18 protein-coding genes are annotated in these 18,386 nt (G+C 65.1%); 11 read left to right on the forward strand and 7 right to left on the reverse strand.

What is annotated here, in order from left to right:
* Positions 1-12: 12 nt before the first annotated feature.
* Genes FAZ95_RS10870 through FAZ95_RS10890 form a run of 5 tightly spaced genes read right to left on the reverse strand, consistent with a single transcriptional unit; the run spans position 13 to position 5,549 of the window.
* Positions 13-1,482, reverse strand: a complete 1,470-nt coding sequence (locus FAZ95_RS10870) for an NAD-dependent succinate-semialdehyde dehydrogenase (protein ID WP_137332453.1) — start codon at positions 1,480-1,482, stop codon at positions 13-15.
* A gap of 11 nt (positions 1,483-1,493) precedes the next feature.
* A complete protein-coding gene (locus tag FAZ95_RS10875; protein ID WP_137332454.1) occupies positions 1,494-2,513 on the reverse strand; it encodes a dihydrodipicolinate synthase family protein in 1,020 nt (339 codons plus the stop codon).
* Positions 2,514-2,568: 55 nt separating this feature from the next.
* A complete protein-coding gene (locus tag FAZ95_RS10880) occupies positions 2,569-3,639 on the reverse strand; it encodes an ornithine cyclodeaminase family protein (protein ID WP_254699670.1) in 1,071 nt (356 codons plus the stop codon).
* A gap of 19 nt (positions 3,640-3,658) precedes the next feature.
* Complete coding sequence (locus FAZ95_RS10885; RefSeq protein ID WP_137332455.1) at positions 3,659-4,636, reverse strand: LysR family transcriptional regulator; 978 nt, start codon at positions 4,634-4,636, stop codon at positions 3,659-3,661.
* Positions 4,623-5,549: a LysR family transcriptional regulator gene (locus FAZ95_RS10890; protein WP_137332456.1), complete on the reverse strand. Its 927-nt coding sequence runs from the start codon at positions 5,547-5,549 to the stop codon at positions 4,623-4,625. Before FAZ95_RS10890 ends, FAZ95_RS10885 begins: the two co-directional genes overlap by 14 nt.
* A gap of 304 nt (positions 5,550-5,853) precedes the next feature.
* Between FAZ95_RS10890 and FAZ95_RS10895 the strand changes: the two genes are divergently transcribed.
* From FAZ95_RS10895 to FAZ95_RS10945, 11 genes are all read left to right on the forward strand, one after another.
* Positions 5,854-6,768, forward strand: coding sequence for a SphA family protein (locus FAZ95_RS10895; protein WP_137332457.1), 915 nt, complete (start codon positions 5,854-5,856; stop codon positions 6,766-6,768).
* Positions 6,769-6,824: 56 nt separating this feature from the next.
* Positions 6,825-7,985: an alpha/beta hydrolase family protein gene (locus FAZ95_RS10900; protein ID WP_137332458.1), complete on the forward strand. Its 1,161-nt coding sequence runs from the start codon at positions 6,825-6,827 to the stop codon at positions 7,983-7,985.
* A gap of 31 nt (positions 7,986-8,016) precedes the next feature.
* Positions 8,017-8,970 carry a VOC family protein gene (locus FAZ95_RS10905; protein WP_137332459.1) on the forward strand — a complete coding sequence of 318 codons (954 nt, stop codon included), beginning with the start codon at positions 8,017-8,019 and terminating at the stop codon, positions 8,968-8,970.
* A gap of 19 nt (positions 8,971-8,989) precedes the next feature.
* The gene (locus FAZ95_RS10910; RefSeq protein ID WP_137332460.1) at positions 8,990-9,346 is read left to right on the forward strand and encodes a Rieske (2Fe-2S) protein; all 357 of its coding nucleotides are present in this window, start codon (positions 8,990-8,992) and stop codon (positions 9,344-9,346) included.
* 36 nt (positions 9,347-9,382) lie between these two features.
* Positions 9,383-10,513, forward strand: a complete 1,131-nt coding sequence (locus FAZ95_RS10915; RefSeq protein ID WP_137332461.1) for an FAD-dependent oxidoreductase — start codon at positions 9,383-9,385, stop codon at positions 10,511-10,513.
* Between the two features lie 15 nt (positions 10,514-10,528).
* Positions 10,529-11,719: an MFS transporter gene (locus FAZ95_RS10920; protein ID WP_137332462.1), complete on the forward strand. Its 1,191-nt coding sequence runs from the start codon at positions 10,529-10,531 to the stop codon at positions 11,717-11,719.
* Between the two features lie 18 nt (positions 11,720-11,737).
* Positions 11,738-12,553 (forward strand): cyclase family protein, encoded by an 816-nt coding sequence (locus FAZ95_RS10925; protein ID WP_137332463.1) that lies wholly within the window; start codon positions 11,738-11,740, stop codon positions 12,551-12,553.
* Positions 12,550-13,140: a cupin domain-containing protein gene (locus tag FAZ95_RS10930; protein WP_137332464.1), complete on the forward strand. Its 591-nt coding sequence runs from the start codon at positions 12,550-12,552 to the stop codon at positions 13,138-13,140. Before FAZ95_RS10925 ends, FAZ95_RS10930 begins: the two co-directional genes overlap by 4 nt.
* A gap of 117 nt (positions 13,141-13,257) precedes the next feature.
* On the forward strand, positions 13,258-14,277 hold the full coding sequence (locus FAZ95_RS10935) for an IS110 family RNA-guided transposase (protein WP_137332465.1): 1,020 nt from the start codon (positions 13,258-13,260) through the stop codon (positions 14,275-14,277).
* A 288-nt stretch (positions 14,278-14,565) separates the two neighbouring features.
* Complete coding sequence (locus FAZ95_RS10940) at positions 14,566-15,573, forward strand: fumarylacetoacetate hydrolase family protein (RefSeq protein ID WP_137332466.1); 1,008 nt, start codon at positions 14,566-14,568, stop codon at positions 15,571-15,573.
* Positions 15,570-16,520 carry an NAD-dependent epimerase/dehydratase family protein gene (locus FAZ95_RS10945; RefSeq protein WP_137332467.1) on the forward strand — a complete coding sequence of 317 codons (951 nt, stop codon included), beginning with the start codon at positions 15,570-15,572 and terminating at the stop codon, positions 16,518-16,520. Before FAZ95_RS10940 ends, FAZ95_RS10945 begins: the two co-directional genes overlap by 4 nt.
* Positions 16,521-16,668: 148 nt before the next feature.
* On the opposite strand, the gene FAZ95_RS10950 is transcribed toward FAZ95_RS10945, so the two are convergent.
* Both FAZ95_RS10950 and FAZ95_RS10955 read right to left on the reverse strand, forming a co-directional pair.
* Positions 16,669-17,094: a hypothetical protein gene (locus FAZ95_RS10950; protein WP_137332468.1), complete on the reverse strand. Its 426-nt coding sequence runs from the start codon at positions 17,092-17,094 to the stop codon at positions 16,669-16,671.
* Positions 17,095-17,190: 96 nt separating this feature from the next.
* Positions 17,191-18,246 carry a LacI family DNA-binding transcriptional regulator gene (locus FAZ95_RS10955; protein WP_137332469.1) on the reverse strand — a complete coding sequence of 352 codons (1,056 nt, stop codon included), beginning with the start codon at positions 18,244-18,246 and terminating at the stop codon, positions 17,191-17,193.
* Positions 18,247-18,386 lie beyond the last annotated feature (140 nt).

Consider the following 18,386-nt stretch of genomic DNA (forward strand, 5'->3'; position numbering starts at 1 on the left):
GTTCCTCCAGGATCAAGCCGGAATCAGCCCATCCCAGCACAGATATTTGATTTCCACGAACTCATCGATGCCTAGATGCGAGCCTTCGCGCCCTAGGCCGCTCTGTTTCACCCCGCCAAACGGTGCGAATTCGTTCGAGATCAGCCCGCAGTTGATACCCACCATCCCCGATTCGATGCGCGCCGCGTTGTGCCAGATGCGCGCGGCATCTCGGCTATAGAGGTAGGCGGCGAGCCCGTATTCGCTGTCGTTGGCCATCGCGATCGCTTCGTCGTCGGTGTCGAAGCGAAACAGTGGAGCTACCGGGCCGAACGTTTCTTCGCGAGCGATCTTCATCGCGGGCGTCACGTCGGCTAGTACCGTCGGCTCGAAGAAGAATCCACCGAGCGAGTGCCGTCGGCCTCCGTGCAGCAGCCGGGCGCCGTTGGCGAGCGCATCGCTCACGTGCTCTTCGACCTTCGCTACCGCGGCTTCGTCGATCAGCGGTCCGAGTTCCACGTTCGGCTCCAGGCCGTTGCCGATGCGTAGTTTCGCGACGCGCTCGGCGACACGCGCGGCCAGCGCATCGTAGACCCTCGATTGCACGAGCACGCGGTTCGCGCTGATGCACGCCTGGCCCGTATTGCGAAATTTCGCGGCCACGATGCCGTTAGCGGCGGCGTCGAGATCGGCGTCGTCGAACACGATGAAGGGGGCGTTGCCGCCCAGCTCCATCGAGCACTTCTTGATCGTCTGCGCGGCCTGCGCGAGCAGCGTGCGGCCGACCTCGGTCGAGCCGGTGAACGTGATCTTGCGGACCAGCGGATTGGCCGTCAGCTCGCCGCCGATGGCCCGCGTATCGTTGCCGGTCACCACGCTGAACACGCCGGACGGCACGCCGGCGCGCTCCGCCAGCACGGCCAGCGCGAGCGCGGTCATCGGGGTCTGGCTCGCGGGCTTGACCACCATCGTGCAGCCCGCGGCGAGCGCAGGTCCGGCCTTGCGAGTGATCATCGCCGCCGGAAAATTCCACGGCGTGATGGCGGCGCAAACGCCGATCGGCTCGCGCAGGGCGATGATCCGCTGCGTTTCCTTGGCGCCGGGAATCACGTCGCCGCGCACGCGCGTCGCTTCTTCGGCGAACCAGCGCAGAAACGAGGCCGCGTAATCGATCTCGCCGCGCGCTTCTGCGAGCGGCTTGCCTTCCTCGAGCGTGATGAGCGTCGCGAGGTCTTCACGGTGCTTCATCGTCAGCTCGTACCAGCGTCGCAGCACCTCGCCGCGGTGCTTTGCGGTTGTCCGCCGCCAGGGGCCAAAGGCTTCGTGAGCGGCGTCGATCGCGCGCCGCACTTCCGGCTCGCGGCAACGCGGCAGCTCGACGAGCAACGATTGATCGGCGGGGTTGCGCAGGGCGTAGCGGCCGTGCGGCGTTTCACCGATCCATTCGCCTGCGATGAACGCGCTTTCGCGCCACAACGCAGCGTCTTTTAGCAGATGTTTCATCGTCGGTTTCCTCAGCAGGTGAAGCGGCCCGCCATGAAGGCGGAATCCAGATCGGAGGTCACGGGCAGTCCCGAGGCCACGAGCCCCTGGCGCAGCGTCTTCATGATCCGGTCGGGCACGCGCATCGCCGGCGCGCGCAACGGGCCGCCGTTGAAGCCGGCCAGCCAGTCCTGGTATTTCCACATCGTGCGGTTGAGCACGCCGGTGCCGCCCGCATAGGTCTGCGCCGCGGCGCCGTTCGCGCTGCGCGCCGGATTGACCTTCCAGTACATCGCCATCGCCTCTTCCCATTGTCCATTGCGCGCGAGCTCGAATGCCTTCGGGTAATAGCTGCTCATCCAGGCGGTGTTGCTGGTGCCGGAGAACTGGAGCTTCATGAGGCTCATCAGCGGAATCGCGTCGCCCTCGATCGGGCAGCTGATCACGACTTCGTCGCGGAAGTGGTGGTACATCTCGCAGATGCCGGCCGGCAGCGGAAAGCCTTGCTCCGATTTGATGGCGACGATGTTGGGGCAATCGTCCAGCAGGCGGCGCACCAGATCCACCTGCATGCCGGCGGGATGCACTCGCTCGAAGCCCCAGAGCGGAATCGGGAACAGCATCACCGCGAGGTGGGTGGCGTCGCAGAAGGTCTTGGTGTAGGCGTAGATTTCCTGCTCGGTGGTCGGCCAGAACTGCGGCGGGTACGACAGCAGGACGATGTCGGCGCCGGCTTCCTCCGCGAGCTTCACGGCTTCGATGTTCTCGGCTAGCGTGCCGAACGCGGCATGGAAGAATAGGCCGAGCCGGTCGCCCGCCGTGTCGCGAGCCCAAGCCGTGAACTGTGCGTTCTCTTCCGGGGTCATCGCCACTTCGCTGCACAGCAGCGTGTAGCGAAAACCGAATTCCATAGCGAGTTCGATGTCGTGACGAATGCCGCGCTCATTGAGCCGTTTGAGGTCCGCGCTATAGCTCGGGATCGTGACGGCCGAGCAGCCGGTGAGATGTTCGCGCGCCCAGGCGCGGGCGTCGGACTTCTTGTAGCTAGCCATGAAGAAGAGTCTCCTTGAGTGAGTTCCTGAACCAATTCGTGGGCGATGGAAAGGCCTATTTCGCAACGGGCGAGATACTGGCCGGAAGCGGCACGCCGACGCCTTGCTGAACGGCGCGCGCCAGCAGCATCTCGGCAATCACGACATCCTGGAGTGCGGACCCGACCGACTTGTAGACGACGATGTCGCCATCGGCGCGGCGCGGGACGATGCGCCCCGCCGCCAGCGCGTTCAGGGAGACGAGCCGGTCCGCGAGCACCACGCCGGCGCGCGTAGCGGCGATGGCGTCGCCAGTGTCGTGCTCGACCTCCTCGGGCATGTCGGCGACGATACAGGCGGCGCGCGCCATCGTGTCTTCGTCGACCTCGCGCTGCTCGGGCAAGGTCGAGCCCAGCGAGACGACGGTGACGCCGGGCGGCAGCCAGGCCCCGCGCAGCACGGGGGATTCGTCGCGGCTGCGCGCGGCGCAAATGACGACGTCGGCGTCTTGCACGGCGGCCTCGGGGTTGTCCGCGGCCGCGATGTCCATGGTGTGGCGGAAGCTTTCGGCGAAGCGCTCGCGGCTTGCTGGCGTCGGGCTAAAGACGCGCACGTTGTGCAGCACGCGCACGGCGCCAAGGCAATCGAGCGCGCCGCGCGCCTCGAAGCCCGACCCGATCACCGCGACACGCAGCGGCCGGTCCGGCGCCAGCAAGGTGAGAGCGAGTGTGGCGGTGGCGGCGGTGCGCAGTCCCGTCACGCGGTTGCCGTCGATCAGCGCGCGCAGCGCCATGGTCCGCTGGTCGAACAGCGAAATCAGATAGCTGGCGCGACGCTCGCGCGTATTGGCGGCGATCAGCTTGCAGCCCATGTGCCCGCCGCTCGGCGAGACGGCGGTCAGGCTGCGCAGCCACATACCGTCGCCGCGCGCCATCGAACGCGGCGGCACCATCGCGTTGGAGACAGGCTTCGTATAGGCGTCGGAAAGCGCCGCGACGGCCGAACGCCAGTCGGCGAGCGAAGCGACGTCCGCATCGCTCAGGAAAAGCGTGGGGGAGGAGGGTGCTAGGGTGACGGCGTCTGACATGGCGTGGGCCTGGAAGTAAGTGGCCGGCACACGATAGAACGCGCTGCCCGTTTCGGGCACTGCTTAGCGTCGAAAGCAGCTATGACGAAGATCGATGGCTGGCGTCGCTGCCCTCAAGTGATTCGGCCAGGCTGCAAAGAAGGCGACGCACGGCGCGGGTCGCTCGCGTATGAGGGCGGCGCGGCGACTCGGCAAGCACGACGAACCGTTCGAGGACGGGCTCGACGATGCGCGACGAGGCGAGCCGCGCGTCGAGCTTGCCGGGCAGCACCGAGGCGATCGCATAGCCTCCGCCGACGGCCGCGACTTCGTATTGCAGCCGCACCGAGTCCACTTCGACAGCGGTCTGCAGCGTCATGCCATGCTGCGCGGCGAGACGATCGAGCCGCGCGCGCAGCAGGTGCGGCCGGCCCGGCACCACGAGAGGCAGGCCTGACAGCGCGGCGAGAGGCACGTCGCCGGCCCCGACGAGGGGATCGCCGCGGCGGCCGATCAAATGCAGTGGCACGCGCGCGAGCACGTGGCAGTCGCCGATGCTCGCTTCGTCCTCTTTCAGCACCGTGGCCATGTCGAGACGGCCTTCGCGCAGATGCTCTTCGAGCTGCGCACTGGCGGCTTCCGTGAGATGAAGCCTGACCGCCGGCAGTTCGGCGCGCACGGCCGCAAAGAGCGGCCCCGCGATATGGTTCACCGCCGACGGCAGCAATCCCAGCAGCACCTCGCCGGCGGGCTGGCCGCGGGCGCTGCGGATGTCGTCGGCGAGCGCATCGGCTTCGGCCGCGAGGCGCGTGACGCGCGGCAGCATCTGCTCGCCGAACTCGGTGAGGACGACGCCGCGCCCGGTGCGGCGAAACAAGCGCTCGCCGCATTGCTGCTCGAGCTGCGCGATGTTGCGGCTGACCATCGACTGCGGCATGTCGAGCGCCGTCGCCGCCTTGCTCAGGCTGCCTGACGCCGACACTTGCAGGAACACGAGCCAGCGCGGATCGACAATGGTCGGCGCGCCGGCCGAAGCCTGGCCGGCTGGACCCGCTTGAGCCGGCTTAGCGAGCGACATGGCGCGCCGAGTCCATCATGGCGACGGCTTCTTTCAACAGCCCGCGCAACCACGTGAGCCCGGGGTCCGAGGTGCGATGCTTGTGCCATTGCATGGCCTGCTCCATCGTGGGGACGGTCACCGGCACGTCGCGCAGCACGATCGGCAGGCTGCGTGCGGCCACTTCGGCGAGCCGCCGGTGCATGGTGGCGATCCGGTTCGTGCCGGCCAGCAGATAGGCGGGCGACACGAAGCTGTACGTGCTCGCTTCCACGCGCCTCACGACGCCGAGTCTCTGCATGAACCAGTCTTCGAGTGCCGTTTGCCCGTCGCCGACTTGCACGACGACATGCCCGGCCGCCATGTAGCGCTCGCTCGTCATCTCGCCCTTCGCCAGGGGGCTCCGGTCCCACACGACGCAGGCGTACGTTTCCTCGAGCAGCACCTCGACGGGATGCTCGGTCGAACAGTACTCCTTGGGGATGATCAGCAGATCCGCCTCGCCGCGCTCAAGCACTCGGTGGGGATAGGCAATCTGCGGGCGCAGCTCGAAACGGATGCCGGGCGCTTGCTCGTAGGCGAGTGCGAAAAGGTGCGGCATCAGCGTCGTCATCGTGTAGTCCGAGACGAACAGGCGGAACAGGCGATTCGCCTGCGCCGGCACGAACTCGGGCTGGGCCGCCACCGTCGCGTCGACGCGCACGAGGATGTCGCGCACGGCATCCTTGAGCGCCTCGGCGCGCGGCGTCGGCTCCATCTTGCGGCCGACCTGCACCAGCAGCTCGTCGCTGAAGTACTCGCGCAACCGCGACAGGGCGTTGCTCATCGCCGACTGGCTCAGGTGGATCTTTTCGGCGGCCCGGCTGATGTTCTGTTCGCTCAAAAGAGCGTCGAGCGCCACGAGCAAGTTGAGGTCGAGCTTGTTGAACCGCATGCGTGCTGTCTCCGTTCTCCTTTTTGTCGGCGTGTTGCCGCGCCGTACGCGATATCAGGGTTTAGCCTGAAAGTATTGACGCCATCCATATCGCCAATGGATCGAATCCATTTTTAGGATACCTCGGCTCATCTTAACCTACGCCACATCTCGAAGCGACATCAGCATGAGCATCGCATCGGGAGACCAGCGTCAGGGCATTTTCGGATCGAACGTACCGCTGTACCTCGGCCGTCCGCACCACGCTTTCCACTATTAAAGAGACGCCAAGCGGCGCGATTGCGCGCTAGGCAGAGGAGACAGCATGTCCACGAAACTGATCGCGGCCGTCGCCGGCTGCGCCGTGTTGGCCGCCGGTTCGATGAACGAGGCCCAAGCTTTCGAAGGCGGCGTTTCGCCGTATCCGGCGGGCGCCGTCAGCACGAACATCGCCAACCTGCCGCCGATCCCCGGCCTGTTTGCACTCGAGCAGTTCAATTACAGCTTTGCGAACGGCCTCTACGGCAACGACGGCAACAAGCTGCCGATTCCGTTCCATACCTCGGTGTTTTCGGAAACCACTCGTCTGCTGGCGGCGTACCCGTTCCACCTCCTCGGCGCGAACGTCTATACGCAGTTGGTCGTTCCGGTCGTGTCGCTGCATAGCACCGTCTTCGGGCAGTCGAGCACGCAGAACGGCCTCTCCAACATCACGCTGACACCGGTGTTGCTGCAATGGAATCTCTCGCAGAACCTGGCGATTGCGTCAGGCATCGACGTCGCATTCGAAACGGGTTCCTACAGCCCGGTCAAGACGAGCGTGGCGGTGGGCTACACCTCGGTGCAGCCGGTGATCTCGGTTCGCTACAACGTTCCCAACGGCATCGACCTCGGCCTGTCGAACCGCTTTCTGCTCAACCAGAAGAACGGCACGACGAACTACAGCTCGGGCGATGGCTACGTCGGCGAGTTCGAGGCCGGCTGGAACTTCGGACCGTGGAAGCTCGGCGTGGTCGGCGCGTACCTGAACCAGTTCAGCGACGACAAAGCGGACGGCGTGAACGTGGGCAACCGCATGAGGACCTTCGGCATCGGTCCGTCGGTCGTCTACGACGCCAGAAGCTGGAACGTCAACCTCAACTATCAGCAAGGCGTCTATGCCGCGAACACGGCCAAGAGCAGCAGCGTCTGGCTGAACATCGCCATTCCGCTGTGGCCGGGCTTCGGGCGGAAGGGCTAAGCATTGTCATAAGCGCCGTCATCTAGCAATACGCAATTTCAACCAAGGCAATCAGCATGTTTCGCTACTTTCCTACCAACTACGTCTGGAATCTGTCCGTCAATCTCGCCATCGAAATGGGCGCGCGCATCGGCGAAATCGAGGACATGTGCGGGCCGCTGCAGGAAGCGGCCAAGCAGCCGGACGTCGACGGCACGCGCGCGTTTCGCGAAGCGTGGGTCGAGAAGGCCGATTGTCTCTGCGATCTCGCGCAGGAGGACGAAGCCAAAGGGCGGCTGCTGTCGGCCGGCGAGAAATACAAGCGCGCGGCCATCTACCTAATCACGGCCGAACGCATGCTGGCGCACGATGAACCGGGGCGCATCGAGCTCTACCGGCGCTCGCTTGATACGTTCGACAAGGGCATCACGCTCTCCGGCGATAACTGCGAGCGCGTCACCGTTCCGTACGGCGACAAGCATCTGTCCGGACTCCTCGTGAAAGCCAAGAATGCTGGCGCGCGCAGCCCGCTGCTCGTGCAGGTGAACGGGCTCGATTCGACCAAGGAAATGAAGTACTTCGTGGGCTTGCCCGCATGGCTGGCCGCGCGCGGCGTTTCGTCGCTAATCGTCGATCAGCCCGGCACCGGCGAGGCACTGCGCCTGCATGGTATGCACGCCGTCTACAACTCGGAGGTCTGGGCGAGCAAGATCGTCGACTGGCTCGAAGGCCGCGACGACGTCGATCCGAAGCGGATCGGCATGGAGGGCGTGTCGCTTGGCGGCTACTACTGCCCGCGTGCCGTCGCCTTCGAGCCGCGCTTCGCGTGCGGCGTGGTGTGGGGCGCCAATCACGACTGGCGCGACGTTCAGAAGAAGCGCCTGCAGCGCGAAGGCAATTTCCCGGTACCGCATTACTGGAAGCACGTCTGCTGGGTTTGGGGGGCGAAAGACATCGACGACTTCATGCGCATCGCCGAAAACGTGTGTCTCGACGGCGTGCTCGATCGCATCAAGGTGCCGTTCCTTGTCACGCATGGCTCGAAGGATTCGCAGATCCCCGTTGCCTGGGCGCATCGCACCTACGAGCAGCTCGTGAACAGCCCGAAGCGCGAGCTCAAGCTCTTCACCGAGCGCGAGGGCGGCGTGCAGCACTCGAGCTTCGACAACTCGATCAACGCGGGGCACTTCATCGCCGACTGGATCGCCGAAACGCTTGGCGGACGCACCGCGCTCTGACCCATCCACCTTTTTAAAGCACGCATAACTCATGAACATCATCGGACCCGATACGCTGATCTTCGGCGTGGACGACGTCGCCGCCTGCAACCAGTATCTGCTCGACTACGGCCTGCTGCCGGTTCGGAGCGACGACGCCGGCGGCCGCTTCGAGGCGCTCGATGGCACGGGCATCGAAATCGCACGCCGCGACGATCCCGCGTTGCCGCCCGCACTCGACACGGCAAGCATGCTGCGCAAGACGACTTACGGCGTCGCCGATGCCGCGACGCTCGATGCCATCGCCGAGGAGCTGCGCCGCGACCGCGAAGTGCGCAAGCTCGCGGACGGGTCGATCGAATCGGTCGACGACATGGGCTTCGCGATCGGCTTCCAGGTGACTACGCGCCGCTCTCTCTTCCTGGCGGCCGAGCCAGTGAACGCGCCGGGTGCGCCGGCGCAGCGCGCGCCGAATGTGGTGGCCGTGAGCGACGACGCCGTGCTCACGCCGCGCACGCTTTCGCACGTCGTCTACTTCGTGCCCGACGCCGCCAAGGCCGAAGCGTTCTACGTGGAGCGTCTCGGCTTTCGCTGCACGGACCGCTTCACGGGCGTCGGCCCGTTCCTGCAGCCGGCGGGCACGCTCGACCATCACACGCTGTTCATGATCGAGACGCCACCGTTCATGAAGGGCTGCGAGCATTTCACGTTTCATATGGGCGGGCCGACTGAGGTTCTGCAGGCGGGCACGCGTTTCGTCGCGAAGGGCTACCAGTCGTTCTGGGGCCCAGGGCGTCACCGCTTCGGCTCGAACTGGTTCTGGTACTTCAACAGCCCGCTCGGCTGCCACGTCGAGTACGACGCCGACATGGACCTGCACGACGAAGCGTGGGCCGCGCGCGAGGCACCGTTGGGCGCCGACGCCTCGCAATTGTTCTTGTTCCAGCACCGCGAAAAGTGGGCGCCGGGCGGTCCTCCGCCGGGGGCTGCGGCCAAGGCGGATTAAATACGCACTTCGTTCGGCTATGAGTCATCGCTCGAATCCGGTTCGCCTCGCGCACGTCGACGAACTACGCGACCCCGGCGCGCGGGGCTTCGATCCCGACGGCCTCGGGCGCGATACGCTGTTCGTTGTGCGCCGCGGCTCGCAGATTCGCGCGTATCGCGACGCGTGCCCGCATTTTTTCGGCGAAACGCAGATGGCGTGGCGCAAGGACGCCTACCTGAACGGCGACGGCACCCGCATCGTCTGCCACGCGCACGGCGCGCAGTTCGATATCGCGAGCGGTGAGTGCCTGCTCGGTCCTTGCCTCGGTCAGCGGCTGACGCCCGTCGAGATCGAAGTGACGAGCGACGGCGACATCGTGCTGGCAGCAACGTGACACATCAATACCAGACGTAAGTAAGGAGACACCCAGATGACATCCCCTCTTCAACATGTCCTCGTCATCGGCGGAGGTTTCTCCGGCATGGCGACGGCGATCCAGTGCGCGAAGCTCGGCCTCACCGTCGACCTCGTCGAGATCGACCAGGGCTGGCGCTCGTATGGCGCGGGCATCAGCATCGGCGGGCCGACGTTGCGTGCGCTCGCCACGATCGGCGTGCTTGATGCGTTCTTAGCGCGTGGCTACGGCGGCGACGGCGTGAACCTGTTCACGGCAGGCGGCCAGCCGATCGGCACGCTGCCGACGCCGCGCGTGGCTGGGGACGACGTTCCCGGCGGCGGCGCGATCATGCGTCCGGTGCTGGCCGACATTCTCGCCAAGGCCACGCGTGCGGCCGGCGTGCGCGTGCGGCTCGGCTGCACGTTCTCGCAGATCGAGCAGCGCGACGGCCAAGTGCACGTGGCGTTCACGGACGGTACGCAGGGTAGCTACGACCTCGTGGTCGGTGCCGACGGGCTCTACTCGAAAGTGCGCGACACGGTGTTCCCCGATGTACCGAAGCCGCGCTACACGGGCCAAGGCGTGTGGCGCGCCGTGGTGCCGCGGCCGGCCGAGATCGTGTGCGCGACGATGTGGCTCGGGCAGAAGGTCAAAGCCGGCGTCAATCCGGTCTCGCAGGAAGAGATGTACATCTTCGTCACCGAGGACCGGCCGACCAACGAGTACATCGATCCCGCCGAATGGCCACGCATGCTGGCCGATCTGCTGGCGCCGTTCGGCGCGCCGCTGATCCAGTCGATCCGCGCGCAGATCGGGGCGGAATCGCGAGTCAACTATCGCCCGCTGGAAAGCCTGCTGTTGCCGCAGCCATGGTTCAGCGGCCGCGTGGTGCTGGTCGGCGATGCGGTGCACGCCACGACGCCGCATATGGCGGCGGGCGCAGGCATCGGCATTGAGGATGCGATCGTTCTTGCCGAGGAGTTGGGGCGGGGGGCGACGTTGGAGACCGCCTTGCAGGCGTTCCAGGCGCGCCGCTGGGAGCGCTGCCGCATGGTGGTGGAAAACTCCGGGCGTCTCGGCGAGATCGAGATCGCGGGTGGCGACAAAGAAGAACACAAACGCATCATGCGCGAGACGCTCATGAGTCTCGCACAGCCGATCTGATCGAACGGAGACACGATGGAAACGAACCTTTCCCCCACGACGCCGGCACATGCCGATCTGGCGGCCTCGTCCGACGCAGCGGCACGGCTTGGCGTGCTCGGCGGCGCCGCGCTGATGATCGCGCATTGCGCCGGTATGGTCGATCTGGTGGCTTTGCCGGTCTGGGTCGGCACCCTGATCGGTGCCTATAAGCTCGATCCGCAGCAGGCGGGTTTGCTCGTTACGCTGTTCCTGGCCGGCGCCGTTCTAAGCAGCCTGTTCTTCTCGCCGCGCTTGAATCGGTTGCCGGCACGCGCGATGGCGACCATCGGCTTTGGCATCGCAACGCTTGCGTTTCTCGGCATCGTGTCGGTGTCGAGCGACCGCTATCCGATGATGGCGGTCCTGCACGCCGTCGCGGGCATCGCCGTCGGATGCAGCCTGAGTTTCACGCACGGCACGATCGGACGCAGCCGCAATCCACATCGCTTGTTCGCGATCGCGGGCCTCGCGCTGGGCATCTTCGCGATCGCGTTTCTCGGCGCTACGCCGGGGCTGATCGCGATGCATGGCGGACCGGCGCTGTTTCGCGTCTTTGCCGGCGTCATGGGCGTTGCTACGGTCGCGTGCGCGCTCGCGTTTCCGTCGATTCACACGTCGCGCAGCATGGCAACGGTCGACGAGCCTCGTTTTGCGCGCGCCGTCTGGTTCGGCATGGTCGGCGTCGGCTGCATGGCGCTGACGCAGTCGATGCTGTTCAGCTTTGTCCAGCGCATCGGCCTCGACCGCGGCTTCGGCTTCAGCGCCGTGACCGCGACGCTGATCGCGCTCGGCCTCGTCAACCTGTTTCCCGCTCCGGTCGCGGGGCTGCTGGAAACGCGCGTCCTGGGCCGCAAGGTTGTGCAAGCGGGACCCATTGTGCAGGCCGTGCTCGCGCTGATCATCACGCAAAGCGTCACGTTCGCGCCGTATGCGGCGGCCACCTCGGTCTTCGCTGCCGTGATGATCTTCACGCACACCTTCGCATTCGGCATGCTGGCCCGCATCGACCGCACCGGCCGCGCCGTCGCCGCGACGCCGGCCATGCTGATGACGGGCGCCGCGATCGGTCCGGTGTTCGGCGGCACGCTGGTCAAGCAGTCCGGCTACGGCAGCCTCGGGATCGTGGCAGTGCTGATCGCCGCCGCGGCCGTGTTCTGCTTCTCGCGGCTCGAGCGCCGTCCTTAAATCCGAAGGAGTCTGAACATGAAGCCCGCTCGACGGTTTGTCGATCTCTCGATCTATCTGGAGAACGACATACTCTCCGATCCGCCGCCGCTCGCGCCGAAGATCACTTACCAAAAGCACGGCGACACGCTGCCCGAATTCATGGCAATGCTGCCGGGCACGAAGCCCGAGGACTATCCCGATGGCGAGGCAGCTGCTGCGGAGTGGGTCACGCTGACGACCCACAGCGGCACACATCTCGACGCGCCCTGGCATTTCCATTCGACGATGGATGCGAGCCTGGGCGAGGCGAGGCCTTCGATCACGATCGATCAGGTGCCGCTGGAATGGTGCTTCCAGCCCGGCGTGAAGCTCGATTTCCGGCATTTTCCGGACGGCTACGTGGTGACCGCCGCCGACGTCGAGGCCGAGCTGGCGCGCATCGGCCATGAGCTGGAGCCGCTCGATATCGTCGTCGTGAATACGCGGGCCGGCTCGCGCTACGGACACGGCGACTACGTCAACGCGGGTTGCGGCATGGGCTACGAGGCGACCATGTATCTGCTGGAGCGCGGCGTGCGCCTGACGGGTACCGATGCATGGAGCTGGGACGCGCCGTTCTCCTATACCGCGAAAAAGATCGCGGAAACGGGCGATACGTCGCTGATCTGGGAAGGGCACAAGGCGGGGCGCGATATCGGCTATTGCCACCTGGAGAAGCTGCACAACCTCGAAGCCTTGCCGCCGGCCGGCTTCGTGATCAGCTGCTTTCCCCACAAGATTCGCGGGGCGTCGGCCGGATGGACGCGCGCCGTTGCGATCTTCGATAAAACCAACTCAGAGGCAGCAGCATGAGCTTTCCCACGATTCGTCGCGTGGTGACCGGCCACGATATCGCTGGCCGGGCAGTCGTCGCATCCGATGGCCCTTTGCCGACCGTGGTGGAAATCGCCGCGATTCCCGGCACCGTGTTCCACGAAGTGTGGAGTACCTCGGAAAGTCCCGCCGCCGTGAACAACGGCGCCGATCCCACGGTCGGCGCCCTGATGCTGCCGCCGCCGAAGCAAGGCACGCGGATGCGCTTCGTTGACATTCCGCCCGACACGCCTGAATTCCTCGCGCACGGCGCAGCCAAAATGCACGATGCGTTCAGCCAGGTCGGCGATGCCGAAGCGTCGACGGTGAAGGCCAACTCGCCGCATCCGCTGATGCATCGCACCGAGTCGATCGACTATGGCGTGGTGATCGAAGGTGAGATGACCTTGGTGCTCGACGACGGCGAAGTCGCGTTGAAGCCGGGCAGCGTGGTGATCCAGCGCGGGACCAATCATGCCTGGGCGAATCGCTCGGGCCGCCCCTGCCGGATGCTGTTCGTGCTGATCGATGGAGCCTACCATCCGGCGATTGCCGCCGCGCTTCATACGCTTGCAGAAGGAGAATGAAATGAACGCGTCCCACCCGAGAACGTGAGAACAAGAGAAGGTGGATCCTCACGGGCCACGGCATCGATGTACCCAGGTGGAAAATGCACGCATTTCCCGGCAACCGGAGGATCCACGATGAACAGTATGGCCGTGGGCGTCGATATCGCCAAGCAGGTTTTCCAGGTGCATTACGTCGATCAGGAAACCGGACAGATCGTGAACAAGCCGATCAGGCGAGCCAAGTTTTTGGAGCACTTCGCGAATCGAGGGCCCTGCCTGATCGGAATGGAAGCATGCGGTGGAGCGCACCACTGGGCTCGGCAACTGACGCAAATGGGGCACGTGGTCAGGCTGATGCCGGCCGAGTTCGTGAAGGCATTCAACATTCGCAATAAGAACGATGCGGCGGACGCGCGGGCGATCTGGCTGGCGGTGCAGCAGCCGGGCAAGCCGGTGGCAGTGAAGACCGAGATGCAGCAGGCGATGCTGGCGCTGCACCGGATGCGCGAGCAGTTGGTGAAGTTCCGCACGATGCAGAGCAACGGACTGCGCGGATTGCTGGCGGAATACGGCGAGGTGATGAGCAAGGGACGGGCGAAGCTGGACAAGGAAATACCGGCCGCGCTGGGCCGAATCGCGGAGCGCCTGCCCGCGGTGCTGATCGATACCTTGCGGGAACAGTGGAACGGGTTGACCAAGCTCGATGAGCAGATTGCGCAGATCGAGCAACGCATGCGCGAATGGAAAAAGCAAGACTTAGCAGTGCAAGCGATCAGCGAGATTCCCGGTGTCGGGCTGCTCACGTCAACGGCGGCGGTGGCGATGATGGGCGACCCGAAAGCGTTCAGTTCAGGGCGGCAATTTGCTGCTTGGACGGGGCTTGTGCCCAAGCAGACCGGGTCGGGCGGTAAGGTGAACCTGCACGGGATCAGCAGGCGGGGCGACACGTATCTGCGCACGCTGCTGATTCACGGTGCGCGAGCAGTGTTAGCGCATGCGAAGGAACCCGGCGAGTGGGTCGAGCAGATGAAGAAGCGGCGACCGGCCAATGTCGTCATCGTCGCGCTGGCCAACAAGATCGCGCGGACGATCTGGGCGGTGCTCGCTCATAACCGGCCGTACCGCAAGGACTACGTGAGCGTGAAGCCGACCTGATCGGCTCACGCGAGGTAGAAGATCAACGTTTAAACACAGGGTGAACGTCGAAAGGTTGCGCAGCTATCGAGTGTGATGACAAGCCAGGTAAGACCGGGGCCCGCTAAACCTGAATCGCACCAAGAGCTTTGAGCTCGTCAGGAGAATGAGGCGCGGGTCAGCGAATTTCATAGAGGCCCGCAGCAGCAGTACCGGCTGCATCAAGGCCGGATATAGAGCTGCAGCCCACCCTGTCCGTCAGAACACACGAGAACTGTTGCAAACGGGACGCGTTCATATAGAGGCGCGATGAAATTCGCCACCTTGCCCGAGGGCGGCGTCGATGGCTGCTTGCTGCTAGTGTCGCGCGACCTGAGCCATGCCGTGGAGACCGCCCCGATCGCGAGAACGTTGCTCGATGCGCTCGAGCGTTGGGATGAAGTCGCGCCTGAATTGCAGGCGCGTTACGAAGCGTTGAACGCTGGCCGTATGCCCGACGCGCGTCCGTTCCATCCGGCCGCGTGCGCCGCGCCGTTGCCGCGTAGCCCGCAGTGGTGCGACGGCTCGGCGTTTCTGAATCACGGCCGCTTGATGGAGCAGGCGTTCAATACGCCGCCGATTCCCGAGTTCGACACGGTGCCGGTCATGTACCAGGGCGCCAGCGATGATTTCCTCGGCCCGGCCAGCGACGTGCCCTTGCCTGACGAAGCGCACGGCATCGATTTCGAAGGTGAATTCGGCGTAGTGGTGGGGCGCGTGCCGATGGGCGTATCGGCTGCCGATGCACTTGAGCAAGTTCGCTTGATCGTGCAACTCAATGACTGGAGTCTGCGCGCCTTCGGGCCGCGTGAGATGAAGACTGGTTTCGGTTTTCTGCAGGCCAAGCCGTCGACGAGCTTTGCGCCCGTCGCCGTTACGCCCGACGAACTCGGCGAGTACTGGCGCGACGGCCGCGTGCATCTCGCTCTGCATGTCGAATGGAACGATCGCTGGTTCGGCCATCCGCATGGCCGCGAAATGAACTTCGGCTTCGGCGAACTCGTCGCGCATGCGGCGCGCACGCGCAGGCTGTCGGTGGGGACGATCGTCGGGTCCGGCACGGTGTCGAACGCCGACCGCAAGGCGGGCTCGGCCTGTATCGCCGAGCGGCGCGTGATCGAGATGATCGACGACGGGAGCGCGCACACGAGCTTCATGCGTTTCGGCGACCGCGTCAGGATGACAGCGCGCGATGAAGAAGGCGGCGCGCCGTTCGGCACGATCGACCAGCGGGTCGTGCGTGCGTCGCGCGCCGACGACGAGGAGGCGAGCTCATGAGAGTGCTGGTGACCGGGGCGGGCGGATTCGTCGGAACGGCGCTGGTTGAACGGCTGCTGCGCGAGGGTATCGCCGAGGCCGGTGATGTGTCGGAACTGCTGCTGGTTGATCGGCAAGCGGGCGAGCCGCCCGGCGACGCTCGAATCACGGCGCTTGCCGGCGATTTCAGCAGCTCGGAGATTCTTGAACCGCTGCTGTCGAAACCGGTCGACGTTGTCTTTCATCTGGCGAGCATGCCCGGCTCGCAGGCGGAGGCCGAGCCGGCCGAGGGCGACAAAGTGAATCTATGGGGCATGCTGACCCTGTTCGAACGCCTGGCGAAGCAAGCGACAGAGTATGGGCGTGCGGCTCGCGTCGTCTATGCCAGCAGCGTCGCGGCGTTGGGCGAGCCGCTACCGACTTCCGTGGACGAGCACACCGCGCCGCTCCCGACGATCAGCTACGGCGTGCACAAGCTCGTCGGCGAGCTGATCCTTGCCGACTGGACGCGACGCCGCAAGCTGGACGGCCGTTCGTTGCGCCTGCCGGGCATCGTGGCGCGTCCGGAGCTTTCCGCGGGACATGGCTCTGCGTTCATGAGCCAGATCTTCCGTATGGCGCAGCGAGGTCAAGCCTATACGTGCCCTGTTTCGCCATCGTCCAGCGTGTGGTGGATGTCTCGCCGATGCTGTGTCGACAACCTTCTACATGCCGCGCGCATGCCCGCGGAGGGTTTGCACTCGGGCCGGGTTTGGACGCCTCCGGTGCTGCATTTGTCGGTACAAGAAATCGTCGATGCGCTGGTCCGGCGCTTCGGCTCGTTCAGCATCGACTTCGCTCCGGTGGAAAGGATCGAGCAGCTCTTCGGACGACAGCCGCCGCTTACCGACGGTCGCGCAATCGAGGCCGGATTTCGCCACGACGGCGCGATTGACGAGCTTGTCGCGAACGCACTCGAGTTGGCGTAAGTTTATTTAGCAGCACCACAAATAAAGTTGTGCAGATTTATTGGTGGTGTACGGATACTCTTGCTTCGACGGCTTGGCTCAAGAGCGTCGTGACGGGAGCGTTCGGCGTGGCACATGCAATGGAGGGAAGGGCTAGAGATTTCCAGTATCAGCCGCAGTCCTGGGACAGTCCCGAACTGACTTCCGCCGTGCGGGAGCCGTTTCCCAGCCGGGCATCGAAGACCGATTGGACCGCGCAAAAGAAAACGCCCGCGTTCTGTCGCAGGCGTTTCCGTGGCCCCGCTACCGCGTCCCATGGGGAGATTTCGAGCCCCTTGCTGCTTTCAGGACCGGCTTCCGCGCGGCTCCCTTTCATTATAGGGCGCGCGTTGGGATATCCAAGCTCGCCCTTCGCCGGCCCGCTGGCGACAGCGTGGACCGTCATGCCTGACGTCATTTCGTCTCGGGCGCAAATGAAGCGAATGAAAGTTGCGTCCATCCGACCCTCCGTTTCCGGACATCCTTGCAAAAAAACGTCGCGCGCCACAGGGCCAGGCTCGCGCACGACATCCTGCCTGCCGATCTGATCGACCATCCCCGGCGCGATCGGTTGGAGGACTGCCTGACGCACGTCGCCTGAAGACGCACGGCAGCTTGCGCCGCCCGCGCGCATCGGCAAATGGCGGTGCCCTCAAGCAGCGCTTGTGGCCCGCTTGTTCACTGGCGCGGTGGAACCGCGCTTGACGAGAAAGGGCGTGGACGTCTCGACGACGCTCTTACCCCCGGAATGTCCCGACATCAACGCGAGCAACAGCTCCACGCTCTTGGATGCGATCTCCTCAGTGGGGATCGCAACGGTGGTAAGCGGCGGCCGAGAGCGTTGCGCAGGCTCGATATCCGTGATGCTCACGATCGACAGATCTCGCGGCACGTCCAGGCCGAAGTCGGCCGCCGCATTGAGTGCCCCTAATGCGGGAAGGTCATTGGACACGAATAACGCTGTCAGATCGGGGCGCGCTTTCAGCAGTTCGATCGTGGTGTCGTAACCGCTCTCGTAGCTGTCGCTCGCGAACCGCTCATCGGCCGCGCTGGGCCGAATGCCCGCGCCGCGCAGCGCGTCGCGATAGCCCCGGTAACGGCCGCGATGGATGCCTGTCTTGGGGCTGCCGATGACGGCGCCGATCCGCCGATGACCGAGCTCGATCAGGTGAGCGGTGGCGATCCGCCCGGCCGCCTTCGAATCGAATGCAACGCATGGAATACCCGGCGGTTCGTCGGGAAGCTCCCAGATGCTGATGACGACCGGGATGCCACGCACTTCGACTTCGCGCAACTGCTCGACGGCCAAGTCTCCGTGATTGGCGACCAGCACGCCATCCGCGAGCGACCCGCCGACTTCCTCCAGAAACCGCGTGCCGCCGTCTTGCTCATGGTCGGTGTTGCAGACCAGCAGGTATCGCCCGTGCCGAAGGGCCGCGAGATTCGTCGCGAGCGTGAATTCCGGGTAGAACGGGTTGGTGATACAGCCGAGCATCAGCGCCAGCGTCGGTGCCTTGCGCTCGACGAGCGCCCGCGCGGCCAGGTTGGGGCGATACCCCTCGCGTTCGGCAACCTCGAGCACGCGCCTGCGCGTTTCCTCGCTCACGCGCCCCTTGCCGCGCAACACGTTCGATACCGTCATGGGTGAAACACCCGCGTGTTCTGCAACGTCCTTGATGGTCGCCGCTGCGTCCCGTTTCTTGTCCATCCGCGTGAGCCGTCCGCCGTGGGGCTGTTAGTCTGAGACGCAATATAGCGTCAGGGCGGAGGCGGCGCCAGAGCCGGATATCCGGGCAAACCACGACGAAATTCGCGCTTGCAACGGCTAGGCGACCGGCGTACATTCCG

Origin of the sequence: Trinickia violacea (assembly GCF_005280735.1) — a bacterium.
GTDB classification, from domain to species: domain Bacteria; phylum Pseudomonadota; class Gammaproteobacteria; order Burkholderiales; family Burkholderiaceae; genus Trinickia_A; species Trinickia_A violacea.